We start from the raw sequence: 20,974 nt of genomic DNA on the forward strand, positions 1-20,974 counted from the left end.
AAATTAAAAAAACTGACGCCTAGTGAATTTAGACGTCAGTTAGCGGCCTAACGGCCAGGGTTTTTCTTACTGTCTACGAAATGGGGTCTTGACCACAATTCGGCAAAGGGGTTTTGTTTATGCTACTTATTTTACACCCACAGCAGCTGCTTCTTTTGTTACAGCTTGATTGTTCTGCTCGGATACGTGGCGAACCAAGTCTACGACACGGCAGGAGTAGCCCCACTCGTTATCGTACCAAGCAATCACTTTTACCTGATTGTCTCCCATTACCATCGTAGACAGACCGTCGATGATCGAGGAGTGATCGTTGCCATTGAAATCGCTGGATACGAGCGGCTCGTCGCAGAACTCGAGGTAGCCTTTCATGCTGCCTTCGCTCGCTTCACGCAGGACGCGGTTTACTTCGTCCAATGTAACTGGCTTCTTCGTATTGACCACCAAGTCTACTACAGAAACGTTTGGAGTCGGTACGCGCAAGGAAAAACCGTTTAGCTTGCCATTCAATTCTGGCAAAACGATTCCTACTGCACGAGCAGCTCCTGTCGTCGTTGGAATGATGGACTCGCTAGCTGCACGTGCACGACGCAGGTCTTTATGCGGATTGTCGAGATTCACCTGATCGTTTGTAAACGAGTGAATTGTAGTCATGAGACCTTGTTCGATACCGAATGCATTGTTGAGCACTTTTGCCACAGGTGCGAGACAGTTGGTTGTGCAGGAAGCATTGGAGATAATGTGATGATTGGCATGGTCGTAAGTGCCATCGTTTACACCCATCACAATCGTGACGTCTTCTTCTTTCGCTGGTGCTGTAATCACAACTTTTTTCGCACCGCTTTGCAGGTGCTTGCCAGCGCCTTCGCGATTGTTGAATTTACCTGTAGCCTCTACAACGATCTCGACTCCGAGGTCACCCCAAGGCAGCTTCAGCGGATCACGGTCAGACAGTACAACTGTTGCTTTTCCATCTACGATAATCTTGTTGTCTTGGACTTCCACTTTATTTTGCAGGCGTCCGTGGATCGTGTCATATTTCAACAAATGCGCAAGCGTCTCCGCTGGATAGCTGGCGTTGATTGCAACGATTTCAATGTTGGGGTCCTGGATAGCGCGGCGGAATACCATGCGGCCAATACGTCCGAAACCATTAATACCGATTTTAATTGTCATATATAGAAACCCCTTCCGAATTGAGTTACGCTTATCTGATACTTTTATTATAATAAGTATGACACAATTATCAATGTGTTTTACTGAAAAATAAATATTTGGACGATTTACCCTACCCAAAAAAAGAGAAAAAAGCCGCTCTCTTATCAGCAAGAGAAGCGGCTTTTCATGATTTTTAACGTAATTGAAAGTCGTATATATTTTTGTAACGATCATGATAATAGAGCACTCGCTGGACATATTGACGGGTCTCCCCATATGGAATGTCCTCAATCGTCTCGCGAGTTCCGTTCCATTGCTCACTCGCGAGCCATCCGTTTACTTTGCCCGGACCCGCGTTGTAGGCTGCAATGACTTTGACGATATCGCCATCATAGCGGGACAGCAAAAAATCGAGATACCATGTCCCAATCTCGATGTTCATGACGGGGTCGTACAAGTATTCGCTGTCCTTTGGACGGAAGCCTGCCTCCTTGACGATCCACTGCGCAGTATCCGGCATGATTTGCATGAGCCCGACCGCACCTTTTTTCGAAACGCGATCTGTCGCAAACCCACTCTCGGAACGGATGACGGCCAATACCAAATGAGGGTCCACCTCATATTTCAGTGAAGCCGTCACAATCTGTTGCTCATATTTGATCGGGTACATCCATTTCCACACCAATGGCGTGTTTAGCAGCAGAAATACACTCGCCAAAACGAGCAAAATCAATGCTGCACGTTTGCCAAAACTCATGATTGACGCTCCGATCGAATCGCGGCCAATACCGCCTCCACTTGACGCTCGGTTTCTTCACGCGAACCAGAATTATCGATCAAAAAGTCTGCGCCCTGCTTCTTCTGATCAATAGGAAACTGCGCCCGCAGTCTTTTTCGTGCTTGTTCTTCTTCCAATTCGTCGCGCTCCAGCATTCTCGCCAATTGCATCTCATAGGGCGCATAGACAACCACGATTTTTTCTACCATATGCGTAAGCTTGCTCTCATACAGCAGAGGAATGTCCATAAAGACGATCTCGGCTCCATTCGCTTCTGCTGTTTCGGCCTCTTCCCGCATGACGCGGCGTACCTCGGGATGGACGATGGCGTTCAGCTTTTGACGCTCGGACTCGTCCGAAAATACGATCTCACCTAGTTTTTTCCGATCAATCTGACCATCTTCCAATAGGATTTCTCTTCCAAAATGGCGCACGATCGCTTCATAGGCCAGTTTACCTGGTTCTACGACCTCTCTGGCGATCTGGTCAGCGTCAATGACAGGAATTCCGCGCTCTCGAAGCATACCTGTCACTGTGCTTTTCCCAGTAGCAATTCCGCCTGTTAATCCTAGTATCATGCCCATCCTCCTCCCTTGGTCGAACTGTTATAACTGCTTTGTGAAAAACTTCTCGAAGTTACTGGTTCTTTTGGCAATCGGGACAAATATGCGTCCCTCTGCCGCCGACTACAAACCGAATGATTTCGGCCCCGCACTTCGTGCACGCCTCGTCTTTTCGTCCATACACTAAAAGCGATTGCTGGAACATTCCCATCTCGCCCTGTCCGTTCACATACGACTTGATGGAGCTACCACCTTGTTCTACCGCTTCTTGCAAAGTGGAGACAATGCTTTCGTGCAGTCGGATAACTTCTTTATCTGTCAGCTTTCCTGCTGGTTTCTCCGGATGAATGCCTGCTTTAAAGAGTGACTCGTCCACATAAATATTCCCCAGTCCTACAATACATTCCTGGTTTAGGAGAAGCGGCTTAATTTTTGTTGACCGTCCTTTTAACAATTTCCCCAAAACTTCAGGAGTAAAACTTTTATCTAGCGGTTCTACTCCCAGTTTTGCCAAAGGTCCGACTGTTGTTTCCTTCCCCTTAGGGAACAGATCCATCGTCCCGAACTGGCGAACATCCCGATAACGCAGCTCCGTTCCGTCCGTAAAATGGAAGACGACATGGGTATGCTTCTCAACGGGATCATCCGCCTGATACATGCCATAGCGCCCTTCCATACGCAGATGGGACACGAGCACATCCTCGTTTAAGAAAAACTGAATGAATTTTGCCCGCCGTTGGATATCCTGGATGGTTTGTCCCACCAAGAGAGATTTGAAAGCTTCCACGTCATCTGGCTGACGCACAATACGCGCCAAATGAACACTTACTCTCTCGATCGTTTTTCCCATAACCAAGCCACGCAGAGTCCGTACGACGGTTTCTACCTCCGGCAATTCTGGCATATGCCCTCCTCCTCTCGCTGTCTATCCATCTTTATGTTCTAGGCATGCCTATTTCGCATCGTACCAGGTACGTCCGTCACTGACGTCCACCTTGAGTGGCACGTTGAGGGACAACGCACTTTCCATCACTTCTGGCACCAGCTTGCGCATGACCTCCAGCTCATTTTCTGGCACTTCAAATACAAGCTCATCGTGCACTTGCAAAAGCATGCGGCTAGCAAGACCTTTCTCCTCGATTGCCTCTTGCATGCGAATCATCGCCAGCTTGATCACATCGGCAGCAGTACCCTGGATCGGCGTGTTCATCGCAGTACGCTCGGCAAACGAACGCAGGTTAAAGTTGCTGCTGCGAATATCAGGCAGGTAGCGACGGCGGTTCAACAAGGTCGTCACATAGCCATCCGCCTTCGCCTGTTGGACAATTTCGTCCATCCAGCGCTTCACACCGGAAAAGACATCAAAGTAACGCTCAATGAAGTCCCCTGCTTCTTTACGAGTAATATTGAGGTTTTGCGACAGACCGTAATCGCTGATGCCGTATACAATCCCGAAGTTGACCGCTTTGGCCTGACGGCGCATCAGCGAAGTCACTTCTTCCTCACTCACACCAAATACGTCCATGGCGGTGCGGGTATGAATATCCATTCCTTTTTGGAAGGCGTCAATCAAATTTTCGTCTTGCGAAATGTGGGCCAAAATCCGCAGCTCAATCTGGGAATAGTCGGCTGCCAGCATGTACCAGCCGCCCTCCGACGGAATAAACGCCTCGCGAATCTTGCGTCCTTCTTCCATGCGGATCGGGATATTTTGCAGATTCGGGTCCGTACTGGACAGGCGCCCTGTCGCCGTAGTCGCTTGGTTGTAAAGCGTATGCACCTTGCTCGTCTTCGTATGGATTTCCTTGGTCAAGCCCTCAATATACGTAGAGCGGAGCTTGCCGAGCTGACGGAAGGTCAGGATCGCATCGATGATCGGATGGTACGGAGCGAGCTTCTCCAATACATCTGCACTGGTAGAAGGCCCTGTTTTGGTCTTTTTCAATACAGGCAGAGACAAGCGGTCAAACAAAATCTCACCCAATTGTTTTGGCGAGTTGATGTTGAATGCCCCACCCGCCAGCTCGTAAATCTGATCTGTCAGACCCGCGAGCTTTTGGTCCAAGTCTTCCCCCATTTGTACGAGGCGCTCACTGTTTACCTTGATGCCTTGCTTTTCCATGAGAGCCAGTACCATACTCAGCGGGGCTTCCAATTCACCGAGCAGCTTTTCCATTTCGTTTTCCGCCAGCTGCTCACGCAATACAGGCACGCTTTGCCAGATTGCTGCCGCTTTATGCGCCACGTGCTCGCTCAGCACGTCCATTTCAGGAACAAGACGTTTGGCACCCTTGCCGTACACCTCTTCATCTGACAATACCCGTGTCTGTGCGTATTGAGCCGCAATGCTATCCAAGGTTGGGTTGCTCTCAGCCGCATTCAGCAGGTAAGAAGCGAGGTACACATCAAAGCTGATGCCTTTTATCGCCAAATCATGCCAAACGAGTCCAACCGTGTCTCGCTTGCCGTCAAATACCCACTTCTCCTTCGTCGGATCAGCCAGCCACTCACAGAGTGCCTTCCATTCCTTGGCTACGTCCCACGGAACGAACATCACCGTATCTTCCACAGCCAGTCCAATTCCGAGGAATGGCGCATGGTGATAGTTTTCCCCATCCATTTCGATGTAAAGAGCCATTGGCGAAGTCAGCTTGGACTCGTACGCCGCTTTGTTATCCTCTGAAATCATCTCAAACGAAAACGGCTTGGCGTCTGCTTGTCCGCTTCCATCTACTGGCTTTGCCACTTTGATCTTGGACAGCAGCGATTTGAACTCCATCTTTTTAAAGAACTCGCTTAGAGGTACACCCTCATAGCCTTCAAAGCCAGTCTCTTGCACATCCAGCTCCACAGGCGCTTCACGCAAAATGGTTGCCAAGGCTTTACTCATGTTCGCCTTATCTACATTCTCACGCAGGTTCTCTTGCAGCTTTTTGCCTGACACTTTATCGATGTTTTCCAGTACCTGCTCAACAGAGCCGTATTCGTGCAGCAGCTTCAGCGCTGTTTTCTCTCCGACACCCGGGACACCTGGAATGTTGTCGGACGAATCGCCCATCAAGCCTTTCAGATCAATTATTTGCAGCGGCTTAAGGCCGTACTTTTCGTGAATTTCTTGTGGAGTGTACAGCTCGATTTCGCTGACTCCCTTGCGCGTCAAAGCGACGGATACATGCTCAGACACGAGCTGCAGCATATCTTTGTCTCCGGTAATGACAGTCGTTTTCCAAGCTTGCTCATCAGCCTGCTTCGTCAATGTACCGATAATGTCATCCGCCTCGTAGCCTTCCAGCTCGAAGCGTTTGATCGAGAAGGCATCCAACAGCTCCCGAATCAATGGAAACTGTTCAGACAGCTCCGGCGGAGTTTTGCTGCGTCCCCCTTTGTACTCTGCATACTCGCTATGGCGAAACACGACTTTTCCAGCGTCAAAAGCAACCATGATATGCGTTGGCTTCATTTCCTCCAACACTTTTAACAGCATAGTCGTAAAGCCCAGCACTGCGTTCGTATGCAGTCCTGCCGATGTGGACAATAAAGGGAGCGCATAAAACGCCCGGTTCGCAACACTGTTTCCATCAATCAACACAAAATGACTCAAGGAATTCGACCCCTCTCGTTACAAAACTACTATCTTTAATCGTAACATAGGGCAAACATCAAAGCCAAGCCGTAGATATGACGGGTAAAGAACAAGGTGATTGAACAGACTATGAAAAAAAATGGACAAGGAAGGTGAACCTATGAATGGGAGGAAAATGATTCCGCTCTTGCTCACGCTATTTCTTTCCTTCGGGTCTATACCAGCAACAGCGACCCCACATGCAGAGCCTGAGCCCGCAGGCAAAAAGCTGATGGCATTTGTCATTGATGACTTCGGGAACAACATGCAAGGGACGGAGGAAATATTATCGTTGCCAGTTCCTCTAACCGTTGCCGTCATGCCGTTTCTGCCAAGCACGAAGCAGGATGCCGAGGTCGCCCATCAAAAAGGACATGATGTACTCGTTCACATGCCGATGGAGCCGATGAAAGGAAAACGCTCATGGCTTGGTCCTGGAGCCATTACGGCTGATCTGTCCGACGATGAGATTCGCAGTCGCGTGGAGAAAGCGATTGACGAAGTACCACATGCGATTGGCATGAACAACCATATGGGCTCTAAAATAACGGCTGACGAGCGAATCATGCGCATCATCATGAAGGTAGTGAAGGAGCGTGGGCTCATTTACCTGGATAGCAAGACCACCGATAAAAGTGTGGCGGCGAAAATAGCAGCAGAAATGGGCGTGCCCCATGCAGTGAATCAAATTTTTCTCGATGACGTGTACTCTGTCCCACATATTACGAAGCAAATGGAGCTCGTCTGCAAACGAATCCACAACCATCCCCTATGTATCGCGATAGGCCATGTTGGGCCTCCGGGCAAGAAAACAGCCTCCGTTCTGCGCCAGTACATCCCGCGAATTCAGAAGGAGGCCGAATTTGTAACCATTTCAAAGCTTATCCAGCAAGCTGCTCATTAATTTTCGCCACCAGCTCTCCTTCACACGAGCCTCCGTTTTCAGATTTCCCGACAGCTTTACGTACTCGCTCACGGCTTCTGTAATAGCCTGAGCGATTTTTTCTTGTGCTTTGGGATTCGTTAACATATCGCGGTCATGTGCATTGCTGATAAAACCCATCTCCACGATGACAGACGGACAGTAGTTATGACGCAGCATGTAGTACGTCTTCCCCCTGACTGGCTGGTTGTTCGTCCCTGTCAGCTTGTTCAGCGAGTTTTGCAGCAGTTCTGCCAGCATATAGCTTTGTTCGGTATCTTGGTACAAAAGAATGGCACCCCGTCGCCGCGAATTAGACGCCCAGTTTACATGCAGGCTGAGCAACATCTGGGGACCGATCTCTTTCGCCAAATTCTTCCTCTGCGCCAAATCCCGAATATGCCTTGATCGGTTGTCCAACCACCGATTCTCATCGCTCAGTGCGATATCTTTGTTCCGATTCAAGGCCACCGTATAGCCAGCTTCTGTCAACTGTTGGTATAGTTGCTTGGCAATTTGCAGATTGATGTCTTTTTCATACAAATCCCCATAAGAAGTTCCCGAATCTACACCCCCATGACCTACATCAATCAAAATGTGAAATGGGGTGAGCGGCAATGCCTCGCTTCGCGTCGGGATACAGATGAGGATAAGTATGAAAGCAGCGATACGGAAGATAGCCTGTAAGTTTCTCATGCCTGTAGGATAACCGGATTGAAAAGAAACCTTTCAGTCGGCGAGGTACACATAACATTGTGAATTTTTTAATCCAACTGTACAATTACAATAATGAAACATGACCTTACCCGCATAAGAAGGTGTACTGATGAATCAATCTTTGGAAAAACCGTTATTCCCCCCGTATTTGGCTCTCTTAATCGGGGTGATCGCCATTTCCTCTTCTGCGATCTTTGTAAAGCTATCGGATGCGCCTGCTCCGATTATCGCTACGTATCGCCTCATTTTTTCCGTTTTCTTAACGCTTCCTTTTTTATTTTGGAATCGTGGTGCCATCGCAGAGATTGGAAAAATGTCCAAAAAAGTGTGGCTACTCTGCATTTTATCCGGAGCCTTTTTGGCAAGCCACTTTCTGTTGTGGTTTGAATCGCTGAACTACACGTCTGTGGCCAGTTCTACTGTGCTCGTTACGTTGCAGCCATTATTTGCATTCATCGGCGGTTATTTCTTTTTTGGTGAAAAAGTTCGATTTCTAGCTCTATCCGGCGGTTTGCTGGCGATTGCGGGAAGCTTCGTGATTGGCTGGGGAGATTTTCAAGTAGGCGGCATGGCTCTGTGGGGTGATTTCCTCGCATTAATGGGAGCTGTCACTGTGACGGGCTACTGGCTGGTCGGGCAGTACGTTCGTCAACATATGTCCTCCTTTGCCTACACACTCGTCGTCTATACAGCCACCAGCGTGATTCTGCTCGCCTATGATCTGGCTCTCGGGTATTCGCTCGTTGGTTACCCTGCGGCAGATTGGGGCTGGTTCTTCTGTCTCGCCCTGTTCCCGACCTTGCTTGGACATTCTATTTTTAACTGGATCATTAAATGGCTCAATACGACTACGATATCCATGGGGATTTTGGGAGAACCGATCGGGACTGCGATTCTCGCTTACTTCATCTTGGGTGAAGTAGTAACGCCTCCGCAATGGATTGGCGGCTTGATCATTATCGCCGGTATTTATGTGTTCATTCGTTTTAACCAACCTGCTAAAGGAGTGTCCTCCATTGAACAAGCAACCGGAGAACCGAAAAAGCTTGCGTGAGTTCGTCAAGGGACTGAGTATTTGGGCGAAGATTGGCTGGACAATTCTTCTTGGCTACATCGTAGGACGGATTGTGTACTGGTTATTTAAAATGATGTCCTAACAGAAAAAAGGGGCAATTCCTAAGAAGTCTTCGATAAGACTAGCGGAATTGCCCCTTGCTATTAGGCTGTTGCCTTTTCGGTTGCTGGCAACTGTTGCGGTTTTTTCGGCTTTTTATGCAGGAAGTACAGAAGTGGAATCGAGAGGACAATAGGGATAACGGAGACGAGGAAAGTATCCCCGATGCCTTGAACCAACGATTCTTTTGCCATCATTCCGTACAAAATCGCGCTGGCTCCCCCTGTCGCACTCGCTGCATCTACCCCTACTTGTGCATACATGCCTGAAATGCCACTGATAAACTGCATCGCCATATCCGTATTCAAGTTTTCAGAGATTGAAGCCATGTGGAAATTTTGACGCGCCTGCATGATCACTGTCAAAATCGCAATGGCAAACGAGCTCATGACCTGACGCAATACATTGGACAGCGGAGAAGCATCCCCCACACTTGTACGCGGAACGGCGTTCATCCCTACAGTAGACAGGGTCATCATACACAATCCGATTCCAACCCCGCGAATGGTCAAGATCATATCGATCCACGAATGCATGCTGTCAGCAGATAGATTGTGCAGTTCATACGTCGAGATGCTCATGATGGTCAAGCCGATCAGCCCAATCGGTCCGATCCCGTATTTATCCATCAGCTTTCCGCTAATTGGCATCATGATCGCCATGGCAATCGATTGCGGCATCAGCAGGATTCCTGACTCCATAGCCGTCAATCCCTGAATGTTTTGGAGGAAAATCGGCATCAGGAAGATACCGCCCATCATCCCCATCATGACGAAGCCGGATGTCAAAATACTGATGGTGAAGGTAGGAATCTTCAAAAGTCGCAAATCGAGCAACGGACTTTCTTTACCCAACTCCACCCAAACAAACAGGATCAAACTCATCACGGCAATGAAAAATAAGCTGACGATGAAAAAGGAGGTCCAGCCCTCTGCTTGCCCTTTACTTAAAGCGAGCAACAGAGTCCCAAAACCGACGATAGCAAGAAATGCTCCCAAAAAGTCGAACTTTAACTCTGGCTTTTTCGGCGTTTCCTTGAGCAGCACGATACTCATGATCACCGCAAAAATACCAAAGGGTACACCGACCAGAAAAAGAAATTGCCAACTTAAAAATTCGATGAGATATCCACCCAATGTCGGGCCCAGCGCAGGGGCAGTCATGGAAGCAATCCCGAATATCCCCAATGCCATTCCGATCTTTTCACGCGGAACGATCATGTAAATCATCGACATCCCGATTGGCATGATCATCCCCCCGCTGACACCTTGCACGACGCGAAAGGCAATCAGCGAAGAATCACTCCACGCCAAGGCACAAAGGATGGACGAAAAAGTAAACGCGGATAAGGAGAGTACAAATATTTTTTTCGCCCCGAATTTGGCAGACAACGAGCCGCTCATCGGAATCATGACGGCGTTTGCCAGCATATATCCGGTCAATACCCACTGCATGGTCTCGGTAGACGAACCAAAAATATTGACCATGGCAGGTAGGGCAACGTTAATCAAGCTATTGTTCAGAATCGCAACGAAGGTTCCTGAGAGGATGGCGAGAAGAGACAGCCACATGCCGCCGTTCCCGCTTTTCTCCTCTCGGTGTGCCACCGCTTCCGCCATGTGTCAACACCCCCGTTAGTTTGCGATCACCTTACTGCCCTCGGACAGTTTGTCTGTCGGGTTCAGCACAATTTGATCATTGTCTTGGACGCCATTCGTGACAGTTGACCATTCGCCGCTTGCGTTCTCCACCGTAACTTCTACCTGGTGTACCACGTTGTCGTTTACGGTATAGACGTAATGCTTGCTGTCCTTTTCCAGCACGGCTGACGTCGGTAATTTTGTTCCTGGCGTTGCCTGGCCTTGGAGCATGACTTCTGCTACCATCCCTGCGCGTAGCAAGCCGTCCTGATTATTTACCTTCACTTTAACTGGGAAAGAACTGCTGTTGGTATCCGAAATCGGAGAGACAAACTCAACGGTACCTTTCAGCACTTTTCCACCCAGACTGCCTACCTTCACATCAACTGTAGAGCCGACCTTCACTTGGTTGATTTGGTTTTCCGGTACGCTTGCTTCTACTTTGACGTCTGCCATATTCACTAGCACCATAAGAGGTGTCCCCGCTGCTGCCATTTCTCCCGGGTCAACTGAGCGCTTGGCTACGATACCTGTGATTGGCGCACGAATAATGGTATTGTCATAATTGCTTTTCGCCAGCTCCAGATTGGAGCCCAAACGGCTTACTTCTGCTTGCAGTGCCGCTACCGTGTCGGCAGTTGGGCCTGCTTTTGCCAGATCGAATTGGGCTTGCGCTTGTTCAAGACCTGTGCGCGCCTTTTCCAATTCGAGCGAAGATTTCTCCAGCTCAGCCTGGGACAATGCGCCCGCATCAAACAGTGCTTTCATCCGGTTGTAGTTGCTCTCGACCACCTTCAGGCTGGCTTCTGCCTGGGTAACAATACTTCCAAGCTGCGTCAGCTGCTCATTGCGTGCACCTGCTTTCGTATCTCTCAGCTTTGCCTGAGCGCCTGCAATGGCTGCCTGTGCCTGATTGATCTGCTGCTGATAATCGGCTGCCTCCAGCGTGACCAGAACATCGCCTTGCTTGACGACTGCTCCTTCTTTTACCTTCACGCTCGCTGCTTTCCCAGATACTTTAGAAACGACTTGGATCTCCTCAGACGCTGCCACCTTACCATTGGCGATGACACCCGTAGAGGCAGAGGTCACCTTCCACGTCTTCACGACAGGGACGTTCTCGCTCGCTTGCGATGCAGAAGATGTCTCGCTACAGCCCGCCGTAATAAGTGAAACGGCCGCCATGACTGCAGCGATTGTTTTCCATTGTGCTGTCTTTTTCATGCTTGATTACATCTCCTTCACGTGCACTTTGATCTCGGCGTTCAATCCGGCCACCAGGTCCAGACCTGCTGTGTCATCTATGGCGATTTTGATCGGGATACGCTGAGTTACTTTGGTAAAGTTCCCGCTCGTATTGGTCGCTGGCATCAAGGAAAATGTAGAATTCGTCGCCTTTCCGATCTCCATCAAATGACCGCCCATTTTCTTACCTGGGTAAGCGTCAATCGTAAAATCTACTTTTTGGCCGAGTTTCAACCGTTCGATCTCAGTCTCTTCCAAATTAGCGGAGATGTACAATTTGTTTTCGTCAATCACGAGAGCTACCGATTGCCCTGTCGAAACAATCTCTCCCTCTTTTGCTTGCGTTTTAATCACAGTACCTGTAATGGGAGAACGCAACACGCTGTTTTCCAGCATCGTCGTTGCTACGTTAGTTGTATCTTGCTGTCCTACGATTTGGTCCGCTATAACGGTGTCGCCTTCTTTGACAGCGAGTCCGGTCAGTTTGCCTGTCATTTTTGGCATGACGCGATAAATGTCTCCCGCAATCCGAGCATCTTGTGTGGACACATAATGTGCACCTTGATACCAAAAGTAGTAACCGATTCCTCCACCACCTGCCACGATCAGGAGCAAAATGACATACAAAACCAGTTTTCGCTTCATGGTTTCTCCTCAACTTTCTCGTTCTTCTAGTTTCGCAATCAATGTTTCCATCGACTGAATAATGATGTCTAAATCCTCATCGGAAAATCCATGGAAAATACGCTTGTAAAAGTTCTCTGAAAAAAAATCAACCTTTGCGAACAGCTCAGAAATCTTCGGTGTTTTACGAATCCAGACAACACGCCGGTCATTCTCATCACGTACGCGCTCTACGAGTTGTTCTCGTTCCAAACGATCTATGATGCCAGAAACGGTGCTGTACGATAAATCTACGGCTTTGCTTATCTGACCGATCGTTTTGGGATCAGGATGTATTTCTCGAATGACCATTAGCTGCGGGACAGTCACACCATATTGGGACAGTTCTTTTGTGGCCATTGTTCCAAATGTCTTGTTCAACCGTTTTAACAAGTCCCTAATATGCAGTGATTTATTCATAGTGCACTCCTTTCTTAAGTAATATTTCGTGTACGAAATTTATCACATGAAAACTATACGATGTTTTTTTACCCGTGGCAACTATTTCTTTAGGTTAAACTTTAATTAGGTAACCTTTTAAAAGCAGTCGTTAGTCGGACTGTCGTGGTGGGGAGGAAACAGGAGAAAACGCTCCAGCTTCTAGGGACACCCGCTGTGGGATTGACTGCCCGGCTCCATGCAAAAAGCGAAACCGCGTCCAAAGTGGTCCGTTCAGGATGTGTTTCAGAGGTGGACGCTTAAAGGCGTGTTTCGCTTTTTGCATTCCGTCTCGGTCGGCGTCCCTAAGATCTTCGCTTATTTCTCCTGTTTCCTTGACGAACTGAGTAATGTTCGATGCTAAAAAGATTTGTTACTTATTTGATTTCTGTTTTATTAATCCAATAATGAATAATTGCAATGTAATAATTACGCTTGATATTATCCAGATAAAAACTGCAGTACTTGCAAGCCAAGTGAAAATGAGATACGTCGCAAGAGCAATTAGGAGAAAATAAACAATATATTTCAATGCTATCACCCCAATCAAAAAGTACTGACAAGACGATTTTATGATGAAGTGTAAATTTTTTCAAAATTTTCTATAGAAAGTTACGACAGAGAAGAATATTTCCAGACGTAGCGACTTGTGGAGTCCTACTGAGCGGAGAAGGGATTTGCGGGCAAAAGAAACGCAACCGTGCCCGAACTACGAAGCGGCTACCACTTTTGCGTTTCCCCGCAAATCCCTTCGGAGCGGACAGTCTTAGCCCCCAGTAGGACGGAGCCTGGAGCCTAGACTGGAAATATTCTTCCCCAACCGCAGCCTCGTACCTTAGACATAAAAAAAACCGACACCCCCTTTACCATCAAGGGATTGTCGGTCCATTTCCATTCAAAATAGATGGAGCATCCGGTGCTTCTTCAGGGGTCGTGCGGCGTACGCTTGGCACATTTCGTGGCTCATGCTCAATTTCTGGAAAAGAGTGAACTGTCACGTACATGCTGCCATTGCTCGCGATCGCCCGGATCAAGACTGGATAAGCGTATTTGTTTTGAAACACAAAATCAGGGCCGTACCAGCTCACGGTTGCATCACGGCCTGGAGGTACGTACGCTACGTTTCGACTGTGAGAATAGCGCTGCATAATATGCAAACCTGCCTGGTCTACCGCATTGAACAAAGTAGACGATACTTGGCAGATTCCTCCCCCGATGCCTTCCGACAGCTCTCCTCTGACAATAATAGGCGCCTGCAAATACCCTTTTTCTTTCGTACGCTGGCCCACTACCTTATTAAAAGAAAAAATTTCTCCTGGCAATACCACGTAATTGTTAATCGCCTGCGAGGCGAGCTTGATGTTGTGTACACGATTCCGGTTGCCTGCATTGAAATAGGTCGCATATTGTCCGATCCTTTTTTTCCGAACCTGACTCATGAGAGCCTTGTCTACCTTCGGGAATACCTCTTTGTAGCTGACATTCATGCTTGCGGCTCCCGTACCGTAAAAATAATCGTAAAAACGTGCGCGAAATGCCAGGTCATCTAACCTTCTTCCCTTGGTTTCTGGAACAATGGCCCCGGCGTTATTAATCGTCGCATTGATGGGCTCGATATGGGCCTTTTTCGCCACCTCTTCCACCATTCGCGCAAGCTTGCTTTCATCAACCAAAGGAACGCCATCAAAGGGAAGAGAATAATCAGCACGATTGAGAATAGCTACCGTCTTGTCTCCCATCTCTATCTGCAAAAAATTCGTTGGGTCGAGGGGATTGATTAACAGTAACAGAGCTAATTTCATAGCAAAACCCATCCGGCTGCTCACCTCCATTCTCCAACAACGATCATCTTCCGTTATTGTAGTATGAGCAGTCGAACGGGTTTCATTCTACGATCTAAATACCATTAACTCATCTTTGTTAGTCTGCTTACGAGAGCTTGCGAGACAGCCTTTAAACGCTGCTGGTCAACGGCTTCCTGATACGTGGTGTTTAACTGGTCACGCAGCTCCTTAGCTGCCACTAGATTGGCTGTGGCCTCTTTGATTTTTTGGGTATATCTTACCTTAATATCCAATAATTCTTCTTCGTATTTCTCATCGGTTCCTGGGGTAATCGCACGTTCATACATATCAATGACCTCATCCGTATCTTTGCTAGGAAAATACTCATGCGGAGCCGTGCTGTCAAAAATTGCGAGGCTCTTCTCAGGTACAATCACCATATCGAGGCTGTGCGGGTCCAAACCACAGTGGTACACTTCCACATCAAAGCCACGTGTCTGGGCTTCCTTCACCAGCTTTTTCAGCATGGTTGACTTGCCAGAGCCTGGTCTGCCCTTGATGAAGTAGCGCTTCTCCAATTGGTCTGTCAGCTTCATGATATGATCGACTGGTCCCTGTGGAGTGGCAGCCCCCAAGTACATACGCCGAACTTTTGCTTTCTTCTCTAGCTGCTCATCCCTGAAGAATAGCCCGATGACTTCTTCCGTGACAAGATTGGCTTCTTCTCTGTCTAGGTTTTCAATGTAAGGGGCTTCCCACTCATCATGGATGCGCAGTGCTTCGCCAAAAGCTTGATAAGCTTCTTCACTCTTCTTAAAAATCTCTTCGTACCAGACGGCGATCCGGTCTTTGTCATCCACGAGCTGATCAACGTCTACCATCGCCTGCAAATTGATCTGAATTTCAGTTACGCCAGGGGAAGCTGGTCTCCACAGGCGCGGATAACTTCCGTCCATGATCGCTACTTTATAGCGAGGAAAAATGACACCATCAAACTGTCCGTTCACAAATGGGGAGTGAATCCACTCCACTTCATCTGTTTTTCGTGCCATTTGATTTCCAATCGACTCGATCAGTGGCGATGTAATTCCTTCCACTGTCCCTGTCAAAATATAAACGCGCTCCAAGCCTTCCAATACGGAGTCATAAAAAGTCTTGTATCCTCGCGCAGTATTCCCTGCGGCATATATATGGCGCACTTTTTTCGTCATTGCTTTTCCCTCCTGTGCATCTTCTCGCTGCGGTTGAAACGATGTATTGTATGCACAACAGGAGAAATAGGCGTCTGTCTACAAAAACCGCTGCAAGCTATTATTCATAGCTCACAGCGGCTTTTTGTCATTCGGGTATTATTTATTCAAATCCGTCATTTTACCAGTAGACATATAGATAATCCATTCGCAGATGTTCGTAACATGATCGGCAATCCGTTCCAAATATTGCGCGACCAAGAGCAAATGCGTTCCTTGCGAAATGGCCTGACTGTTTTTCGTCATCAATTCAATCAGATCATGGAAAATCGTAGAGTACAGTTTATCAACAATGTCGTCGCGTGCCGCAATCTCTTCTGCCGCATCTTTGTTGCGTGCAATATACGCATTTAAGCAATCACGTACCATAGCCTTGACGTGATCAGCCATCATCGGAATATCGATGAGGGGTTTCACGTACGGGTCCGCCATCAAGCGTCGGGTCGTCTTGGCAATGGAAACGGCATGATCACCCATTCGCTCCAAATCCGTCACCAGCTTCAACATTGTTCCCAAGCGTCGCAAGTCACCTCCGACTGGCTGCTGCAGTGCAATGAGACGGAAGCAATCGCTCTGTATTTCTTGCTCCAACTCATTGATCACAGGATCGCTTGCGATAACCTGTTCAGCCAGTTCAGCATCTCGCTCAACCAGACTCTTAATGGATTTATGAATAGCTTCTTCCACCAATGTGCCCATCGTCATGAGCTTACGGTGCAGTACATCCTGCTGTTCTTCAAAAGCGTGCCGTGACATTTCCCTCTTCCCCCTTCTAGTGTCTGACATGTCAAATGGTACAAGGCGATTGTATTGTAGAAGTAAAGCTACTATTTTGTTTGTGTAAATGTTTTTGCAGTAGCTTTTTTAGGTAAGGGGAAGTGTAACTGTGAAGGTTGTCCCTCTTCCTTCCTTGCTCTCCACACTGATATGTCCGTGCAAGTTTTCCACGAGATGCTTCACAATTGCGAGGCCCAAACCTGTTCCACCTGAATCGCGGCTACGCGCCTTGTCTACGCGATAAAACCGCTCAAAGATACGCGTGAGTTCCTTTTCCGGAATGCCGATCCCGGTATCCATCACTTGAATGGTGATGTTTTCGCTGTCTGCCTGTGTCTTGACGTTGATTTTTCCACCTTCTGGCGTATAAGCGATCGCATTTGTCAACAGATTCAAGATGATCTGCTGCAAGCAATCCTTATCCGTCATGAGCCAAATATCTGGCTTCGGTGAAGGAAGCGTGATCGTCAATTCCTTGCGCTGTGCCTGGTCATGCATGATGGCAACTGCCGAACTGATTAAATCCTGCAAGTGAACCTGACTCAGATGCAACGGGATTCGCTTCTGCTCGATTTTAGACAGCTCCAAAATATCGCGGATCATCCGGTAGAGTCGCTCGCTCTCATCTGAAATGATCTGCAAGAAGTTACGACATGTTTCCTCGTCCTGCATCGCCCCTTCAAGCAAGGTCTCCGTGAAGCCCTTGATCGAGGTAATCGGCGTGCGTAGCTCATGCGATACGTTTGCCACGAAGTCACTGCGCATCTTCTCCAGGCGGCGAATGTCGGTGATGTCATGCAGCACCACGACGACACCCCTCGACTCCCCCTTGAAGTTAATATAGGGAGCAAAATTCACGTCAAGGATGCGTTCCTGTGGGTAATAGATGTGTACCTCTTGGCGGAACTTCTCGCTTCTGTCGAGGCACCTGTCGATGTATTGGCTGAGCCCAAAGCTTTTGCCTGCCTCGATATGCAGCTTCCCTACGATCTCATGTCCAGCAGTCCCCAACAGCTTTTCAACGGCTGGATTGACCAGCATGATCCGACGTTGCTCTGAAATGAAGATCACGCCACTCGTCATATTGGTCAGCACCCCTGCTAGGCGCTGCTGATTCTCCGAGATTTCGTACATCTGCTGCTCCAGGCTCGATGCCATGAAATTGATCGCTCCTGCCAGCTGACCGATCTCATCCTTTGCTTTGATTCTCACACGGCTCTCGTATTGGCGCTGTGTAATGTTGCGGGCTACCCGGGTGATCTCCTCGATCGGACGAATAATGGAAAAGGAAATGCGGGAAACGACAATCGATCCGACTACCAAAGTAACCAATAAACCGGTGAGCAAGCTGTACCACATTTTGTGGATCGTATCGGTAATATCTTTCATCGACATCGCTGAACGAACAACACCGAATATTTCGTTGTTCAGTTCAACAGGTACTGCAACGTACATCATGTCATAGCCGAGCGTCTCACTGAAACGGCGGGAAATCCCTGTTTCTCCTTTTAACGCTGCCATCATCTCCGGTCGGTCATGGTGGTTTTCCATCTCTTCCGAGTGGGAGGAGTTGTCGTACATCACCTGACCATCCTTGTCGATAATGGTAATCCGTACTTCATCCGTTGGCGCTACTTGTGTGACCCGATCCGCTAATGTCGCCTTATCGGTAAAGACGTTCGGGAAACGGACCGCCTGAGAGATGAGCTTCGACTCGCGGGACAATAGCTCATTCAGTGATTGGAGGTAGGAATTCTCCAGCACTTTGGCAAAATACATGCCCATCACCAATAGTACGAGGGAGATTAAACCCAAAATAGTCAAAGTGAGTTTGATTCGAAAGCGAGTCAAGGTAAATCCTCCGTTATCCTTCCAGTTTGTATCCTAATCCGCGAACTGTTTTGATGTATTTCGGGTTCTTTGTGTCATCCTCAAGCTTTTCGCGCAAATGGCTGACGTGCACGTCTACAATTCGAGAATCCCCGATGAAATCGTAGTTCCAAACAGCGTTCAATAATTGATCGCGCGTCAGTACACGCCCTTGGTGGCTCGCTAAATAGTTCAGCAGCTCGAATTCCTTTGGTGTCAGCTCGACCTTGACGTCTTTACAAAACACCTCGTACTTCTCCGGGTAGATGCGAATATCCCCAAATTGGAGCAACACCTCTTGAGGCGCTGTAGTCGCTTCTGGCGTGTTCTGAAACCGCCGCAGAATGGCTTTTACGCGGGCAATTACTTCTCTCGGGCTAAATGGCTTTGTCAAATAATCATCGGCACCAAGCTCAAGCCCCAAAATCTTGTCGAGCTCATCATCTTTCGCTGTAAGCATCAAGATCGGCGTATTATTGCGTTCCTGGCGCAAGGTTTTGCATACATCCATTCCATCCATCTTGGGAAGCATCAAATCAAGAATGATAAAATCAGGCTGCTCGCTCTTAACCATTTCCAAGGCCTGTTTTCCGTCAAAAGCAGTTACGACCTGAAAGCCTGATTTTTCAAGATTAAATTGCAATAGCTTTACAATGGAAGCTTCGTCATCCACTACCAATACTTTGATCATCTGTCTGTTTCCCCCTAGCGTTGCAATGCTTGCGCTCGATTTTCTAACCTACGTCCCCTAAAAAATGCTTCTCTCTACAATACTCAGTCTGCCAATGCTCATTGCGGAAAACAAGTAATTTTTTTGTAAAGACATGCTGAAAGGGCATATAGAACTTATTGCTTGGCAATAGTATTCCTCTTTTAGGTAAAGGTATCTACTTTAAAAATCTTAGTTGTCTTCCAGCTATAGTGGTCGGGAGAAGCCCTTCCACATGTTTTCCAGTCGCCTGTATCCTCTCTTCGTTCGGGCGGTCTCCTTCTAAACATGTGACAGTGCTTCCGTACAGCTGTGGATGTATTTCGTGCTTTTAGTACGTTTTGCAAGTCAACACAGCGGAGCTTTTGAAGCCACTTCTTAGATTCTACTTTAAGATAAAGAAAAAGCTGCGTAGAAGAAGCGAATTTCCAGTCCAAGCGCCTCTGGAGCCCAGCCCAGCGTAGGAATAAATGGCGGGGAATTTCAGCTTCACTTATGGACTATCTCCTCGAAACTTCTACGTTTGAAGCGCTCCCGCCATTTATTCCGAAGCGGACAGTCAATCCCCCCTTGCGGGGCGTAGGCCGAAGCGTAGACTGGAAATTCGCTTCTTCCCCCACTAGAGCCACTTTATCAAGCAAAAAAGACGCCTTCCCAAAGAAAGGCGTCTTACATGTATTGATCTTATTTCAAAACAGCCATTACGCTGCGTACAGAGTCAGCAGACTTATCGAGAGCTGCTTTCTCTTCGTCAGTCAGATCCAATTCGATCACTTTCTCGATCCCGTTTGCGCCGAGCAGAGTCGGTACACCCAGGTATAGATCGTTGTAGCCGTACTCTCCTTGCAGAAGAGCGATGGATGGCAGAATGCGTTTTTTGTCCTTGAGGATGGCCTCAGCCATTTGTACCAAGGAAGCCGCAGGTGCATAGTAAGCGGAACCGTTCCCCAGAAGGTTTACGATCTCGCCGCCGCCCTTGCGAGTACGCTCTACAATCGCATCCAGACGGTCTTTCGGGATTAATTTTTCCAATGGGATACCACCAGCATAAGAGTAGCGAACCAAAGGAACCATGTCATCACCGTGACCACCTAAAACGAAGCCCGTTACGTCTTCTACAGATACGTTCAACTCCATAGCCACGAAGGTACGAAAACGAGCCGAATCCAGAACGCCGGATTGACCGATTACGCGCTCTTTCGGGAAGCCGGACGTTTTGAAGAAGGTGTACGTCATCGCGTCAACTGGGTTGGACAGTACGAGCACGATAGAGTTAGGTGCATATGTTTTTACTTGCTCTGCAACAGATTTCATAATGCCAGCATTGGTGTTCACCAAGTCATCGCGGGACATGCCAGGCTTGCGGGCAATACCTGCTGTGATGATGACCAGATCAGCATCTTTGATGTCTTCATAGTTCGCAGTGCCTGTGATGTTCGCATCAAAGCCTAATACTGGAGAGGATTCCATCATGTCGAGCGCTTTACCTTTTGTTGGGTTTTCCAGTTGCGGAATGTCAACCAATACTACGTCGCCCAGCTCTTTTTGCCCCAAAATGAATGCAGTTGTTGCACCAGTGAAGCCACTACCGATAACAGCGATTTTTTTACGGTTGAATGCCATGAACTATTCCCCTCCAAAAATGTAAGTGTAAAAATTTGTACCCAA

19 protein-coding genes are annotated in these 20,974 nt (G+C 48.1%); 3 read left to right on the plus strand and 16 right to left on the minus strand.

Annotated elements, in window-relative coordinates; all coding sequences use genetic code 11:
• Nucleotides 1-126 precede the first annotated feature (126 nt).
• The 5 genes from ACFVS2_RS22275 to polA form a co-directional block, all read right to left on the minus strand.
• Nucleotides 127-1,173: a glyceraldehyde-3-phosphate dehydrogenase gene (locus ACFVS2_RS22275; RefSeq protein WP_390237822.1), complete on the minus strand. Its 1,047-nt coding sequence runs from the start codon at nt 1,171-1,173 to the stop codon at nt 127-129.
• 175 nt (nt 1,174-1,348) lie between these two features.
• Nucleotides 1,349-1,912, minus strand: a complete 564-nt coding sequence (locus ACFVS2_RS22280; protein ID WP_173619985.1) for a lytic transglycosylase domain-containing protein — start codon at nt 1,910-1,912, stop codon at nt 1,349-1,351.
• A complete protein-coding gene (gene coaE, locus ACFVS2_RS22285) occupies nt 1,909-2,517 on the minus strand; it encodes a dephospho-CoA kinase (RefSeq protein ID WP_039960162.1) in 609 nt (202 codons plus the stop codon). The genes ACFVS2_RS22280 and coaE overlap by 4 nt, the downstream gene beginning before the upstream one ends.
• Nucleotides 2,518-2,569: 52 nt before the next feature.
• Complete coding sequence (gene mutM / locus ACFVS2_RS22290) at nt 2,570-3,400, minus strand: DNA-formamidopyrimidine glycosylase (protein WP_173619986.1); 831 nt, start codon at nt 3,398-3,400, stop codon at nt 2,570-2,572.
• A gap of 48 nt (nt 3,401-3,448) precedes the next feature.
• Nucleotides 3,449-6,097, minus strand: a complete 2,649-nt coding sequence (gene polA, locus ACFVS2_RS22295; RefSeq protein WP_390237826.1) for a DNA polymerase I — start codon at nt 6,095-6,097, stop codon at nt 3,449-3,451.
• Nucleotides 6,098-6,239: 142 nt separating this feature from the next.
• Here polA and ACFVS2_RS22300 point away from each other — a divergent pair, with 142 nt between their 5' ends.
• Entirely contained in the window at nt 6,240-7,022 is a 783-nt protein-coding gene (locus ACFVS2_RS22300) for a divergent polysaccharide deacetylase family protein (protein WP_390237829.1), read from the plus strand.
• Here ACFVS2_RS22300 and ACFVS2_RS22305 read toward each other — a convergent pair.
• On the minus strand, nt 6,993-7,736 hold the full coding sequence (locus ACFVS2_RS22305; RefSeq protein ID WP_390237831.1) for an N-acetylmuramoyl-L-alanine amidase family protein: 744 nt from the start codon (nt 7,734-7,736) through the stop codon (nt 6,993-6,995). The genes ACFVS2_RS22300 and ACFVS2_RS22305 overlap by 30 nt on opposite strands.
• Before the next feature lie 130 nt (nt 7,737-7,866).
• Here ACFVS2_RS22305 and ACFVS2_RS22310 point away from each other — a divergent pair, with 130 nt between their 5' ends.
• A complete protein-coding gene (locus ACFVS2_RS22310; RefSeq protein ID WP_390237834.1) occupies nt 7,867-8,811 on the plus strand; it encodes a DMT family transporter in 945 nt (314 codons plus the stop codon).
• On the plus strand, nt 8,774-8,914 hold the full coding sequence (locus tag ACFVS2_RS22315) for a hypothetical protein (protein ID WP_173619929.1): 141 nt from the start codon (nt 8,774-8,776) through the stop codon (nt 8,912-8,914). Before ACFVS2_RS22310 ends, ACFVS2_RS22315 begins: the two co-directional genes overlap by 38 nt.
• 61 nt (nt 8,915-8,975) lie before the next feature.
• Here ACFVS2_RS22315 and ACFVS2_RS22320 read toward each other — a convergent pair whose 3' ends face one another.
• From ACFVS2_RS22320 to mdh, 10 genes are all read right to left on the minus strand, one after another.
• The gene (locus ACFVS2_RS22320; RefSeq protein WP_390237837.1) at nt 8,976-10,550 is read right to left on the minus strand and encodes a DHA2 family efflux MFS transporter permease subunit; all 1,575 of its coding nucleotides are present in this window, start codon (nt 10,548-10,550) and stop codon (nt 8,976-8,978) included.
• 15 nt (nt 10,551-10,565) lie between these two features.
• Entirely contained in the window at nt 10,566-11,795 is a 1,230-nt protein-coding gene (locus ACFVS2_RS22325; protein WP_390237840.1) for an efflux RND transporter periplasmic adaptor subunit, read from the minus strand.
• A 6-nt stretch (nt 11,796-11,801) separates the two neighbouring features.
• Nucleotides 11,802-12,461 (minus strand): HlyD family secretion protein, encoded by a 660-nt coding sequence (locus ACFVS2_RS22330; RefSeq protein ID WP_173619993.1) that lies wholly within the window; start codon nt 12,459-12,461, stop codon nt 11,802-11,804.
• A 9-nt stretch (nt 12,462-12,470) separates the two neighbouring features.
• Nucleotides 12,471-12,899: a MarR family winged helix-turn-helix transcriptional regulator gene (locus ACFVS2_RS22335; protein ID WP_012685124.1), complete on the minus strand. Its 429-nt coding sequence runs from the start codon at nt 12,897-12,899 to the stop codon at nt 12,471-12,473.
• Nucleotides 12,900-13,786: 887 nt separating this feature from the next.
• Entirely contained in the window at nt 13,787-14,731 is a 945-nt protein-coding gene (locus tag ACFVS2_RS22340) for a VanW family protein (protein ID WP_390237845.1), read from the minus strand.
• Nucleotides 14,732-14,823: 92 nt separating this feature from the next.
• Nucleotides 14,824-15,912: a PRK06851 family protein gene (locus ACFVS2_RS22345; protein ID WP_390237847.1), complete on the minus strand. Its 1,089-nt coding sequence runs from the start codon at nt 15,910-15,912 to the stop codon at nt 14,824-14,826.
• Between the two features lie 138 nt (nt 15,913-16,050).
• Entirely contained in the window at nt 16,051-16,707 is a 657-nt protein-coding gene (gene phoU, locus ACFVS2_RS22350; protein WP_106841714.1) for a phosphate signaling complex protein PhoU, read from the minus strand.
• A gap of 108 nt (nt 16,708-16,815) precedes the next feature.
• Nucleotides 16,816-18,579 carry a two-component system histidine kinase PnpS gene (pnpS, locus tag ACFVS2_RS22355; protein WP_390237849.1) on the minus strand — a complete coding sequence of 588 codons (1,764 nt, stop codon included), beginning with the start codon at nt 18,577-18,579 and terminating at the stop codon, nt 16,816-16,818.
• Between the two features lie 13 nt (nt 18,580-18,592).
• Nucleotides 18,593-19,288, minus strand: coding sequence for a response regulator transcription factor (locus ACFVS2_RS22360; protein ID WP_007725334.1), 696 nt, complete (start codon nt 19,286-19,288; stop codon nt 18,593-18,595).
• Nucleotides 19,289-19,990: 702 nt separating this feature from the next.
• Nucleotides 19,991-20,929 (minus strand): malate dehydrogenase, encoded by a 939-nt coding sequence (mdh, locus tag ACFVS2_RS22365; RefSeq protein ID WP_390237852.1) that lies wholly within the window; start codon nt 20,927-20,929, stop codon nt 19,991-19,993.
• Nucleotides 20,930-20,974 lie beyond the last annotated feature (45 nt).

Origin of the sequence: Brevibacillus sp. NPDC058079 (assembly GCF_042885155.1) — a bacterium.
GTDB lineage: Bacteria > Bacillota > Bacilli > Brevibacillales > Brevibacillaceae > Brevibacillus.

Bases quoted from the DNA above. Each gene is read 5' to 3' on its own strand.
- ACFVS2_RS22275 (WP_390237822.1), bottom strand. From the start codon at position 1,173: ATGACAATTAAAATCGGTATTAATGGTTTCGGACGTATTGGCCGCATG.
- ACFVS2_RS22280 (WP_173619985.1), bottom strand. From the start codon at position 1,912: ATGAGTTTTGGCAAACGTGCAGCATTGATTTTGCTCGTTTTGGCGAGT.
- coaE (WP_039960162.1), bottom strand. From the start codon at position 2,517: ATGGGCATGATACTAGGATTAACAGGCGGAATTGCTACTGGGAAAAGC.
- mutM (WP_173619986.1), bottom strand. From the start codon at position 3,400: ATGCCAGAATTGCCGGAGGTAGAAACCGTCGTACGGACTCTGCGTGGC.
- ACFVS2_RS22300 (WP_390237829.1), top strand. From the start codon at position 6,240: ATGAATGGGAGGAAAATGATTCCGCTCTTGCTCACGCTATTTCTTTCC.
- ACFVS2_RS22305 (WP_390237831.1), bottom strand. From the start codon at position 7,736: ATGAGAAACTTACAGGCTATCTTCCGTATCGCTGCTTTCATACTTATC.
- ACFVS2_RS22310 (WP_390237834.1), top strand. From the start codon at position 7,867: ATGAATCAATCTTTGGAAAAACCGTTATTCCCCCCGTATTTGGCTCTC.
- ACFVS2_RS22320 (WP_390237837.1), bottom strand. From the start codon at position 10,550: ATGGCGGAAGCGGTGGCACACCGAGAGGAGAAAAGCGGGAACGGCGGC.
- ACFVS2_RS22325 (WP_390237840.1), bottom strand. From the start codon at position 11,795: ATGAAAAAGACAGCACAATGGAAAACAATCGCTGCAGTCATGGCGGCC.
- ACFVS2_RS22330 (WP_173619993.1), bottom strand. From the start codon at position 12,461: ATGAAGCGAAAACTGGTTTTGTATGTCATTTTGCTCCTGATCGTGGCA.
- ACFVS2_RS22335 (WP_012685124.1), bottom strand. From the start codon at position 12,899: ATGAATAAATCACTGCATATTAGGGACTTGTTAAAACGGTTGAACAAG.
- ACFVS2_RS22340 (WP_390237845.1), bottom strand. From the start codon at position 14,731: ATGGGTTTTGCTATGAAATTAGCTCTGTTACTGTTAATCAATCCCCTC.
- ACFVS2_RS22345 (WP_390237847.1), bottom strand. From the start codon at position 15,912: ATGACGAAAAAAGTGCGCCATATATATGCCGCAGGGAATACTGCGCGA.
- phoU (WP_106841714.1), bottom strand. From the start codon at position 16,707: ATGTCACGGCACGCTTTTGAAGAACAGCAGGATGTACTGCACCGTAAG.
- ACFVS2_RS22360 (WP_007725334.1), bottom strand. From the start codon at position 19,288: ATGATCAAAGTATTGGTAGTGGATGACGAAGCTTCCATTGTAAAGCTA.
- mdh (WP_390237852.1), bottom strand. From the start codon at position 20,929: ATGGCATTCAACCGTAAAAAAATCGCTGTTATCGGTAGTGGCTTCACT.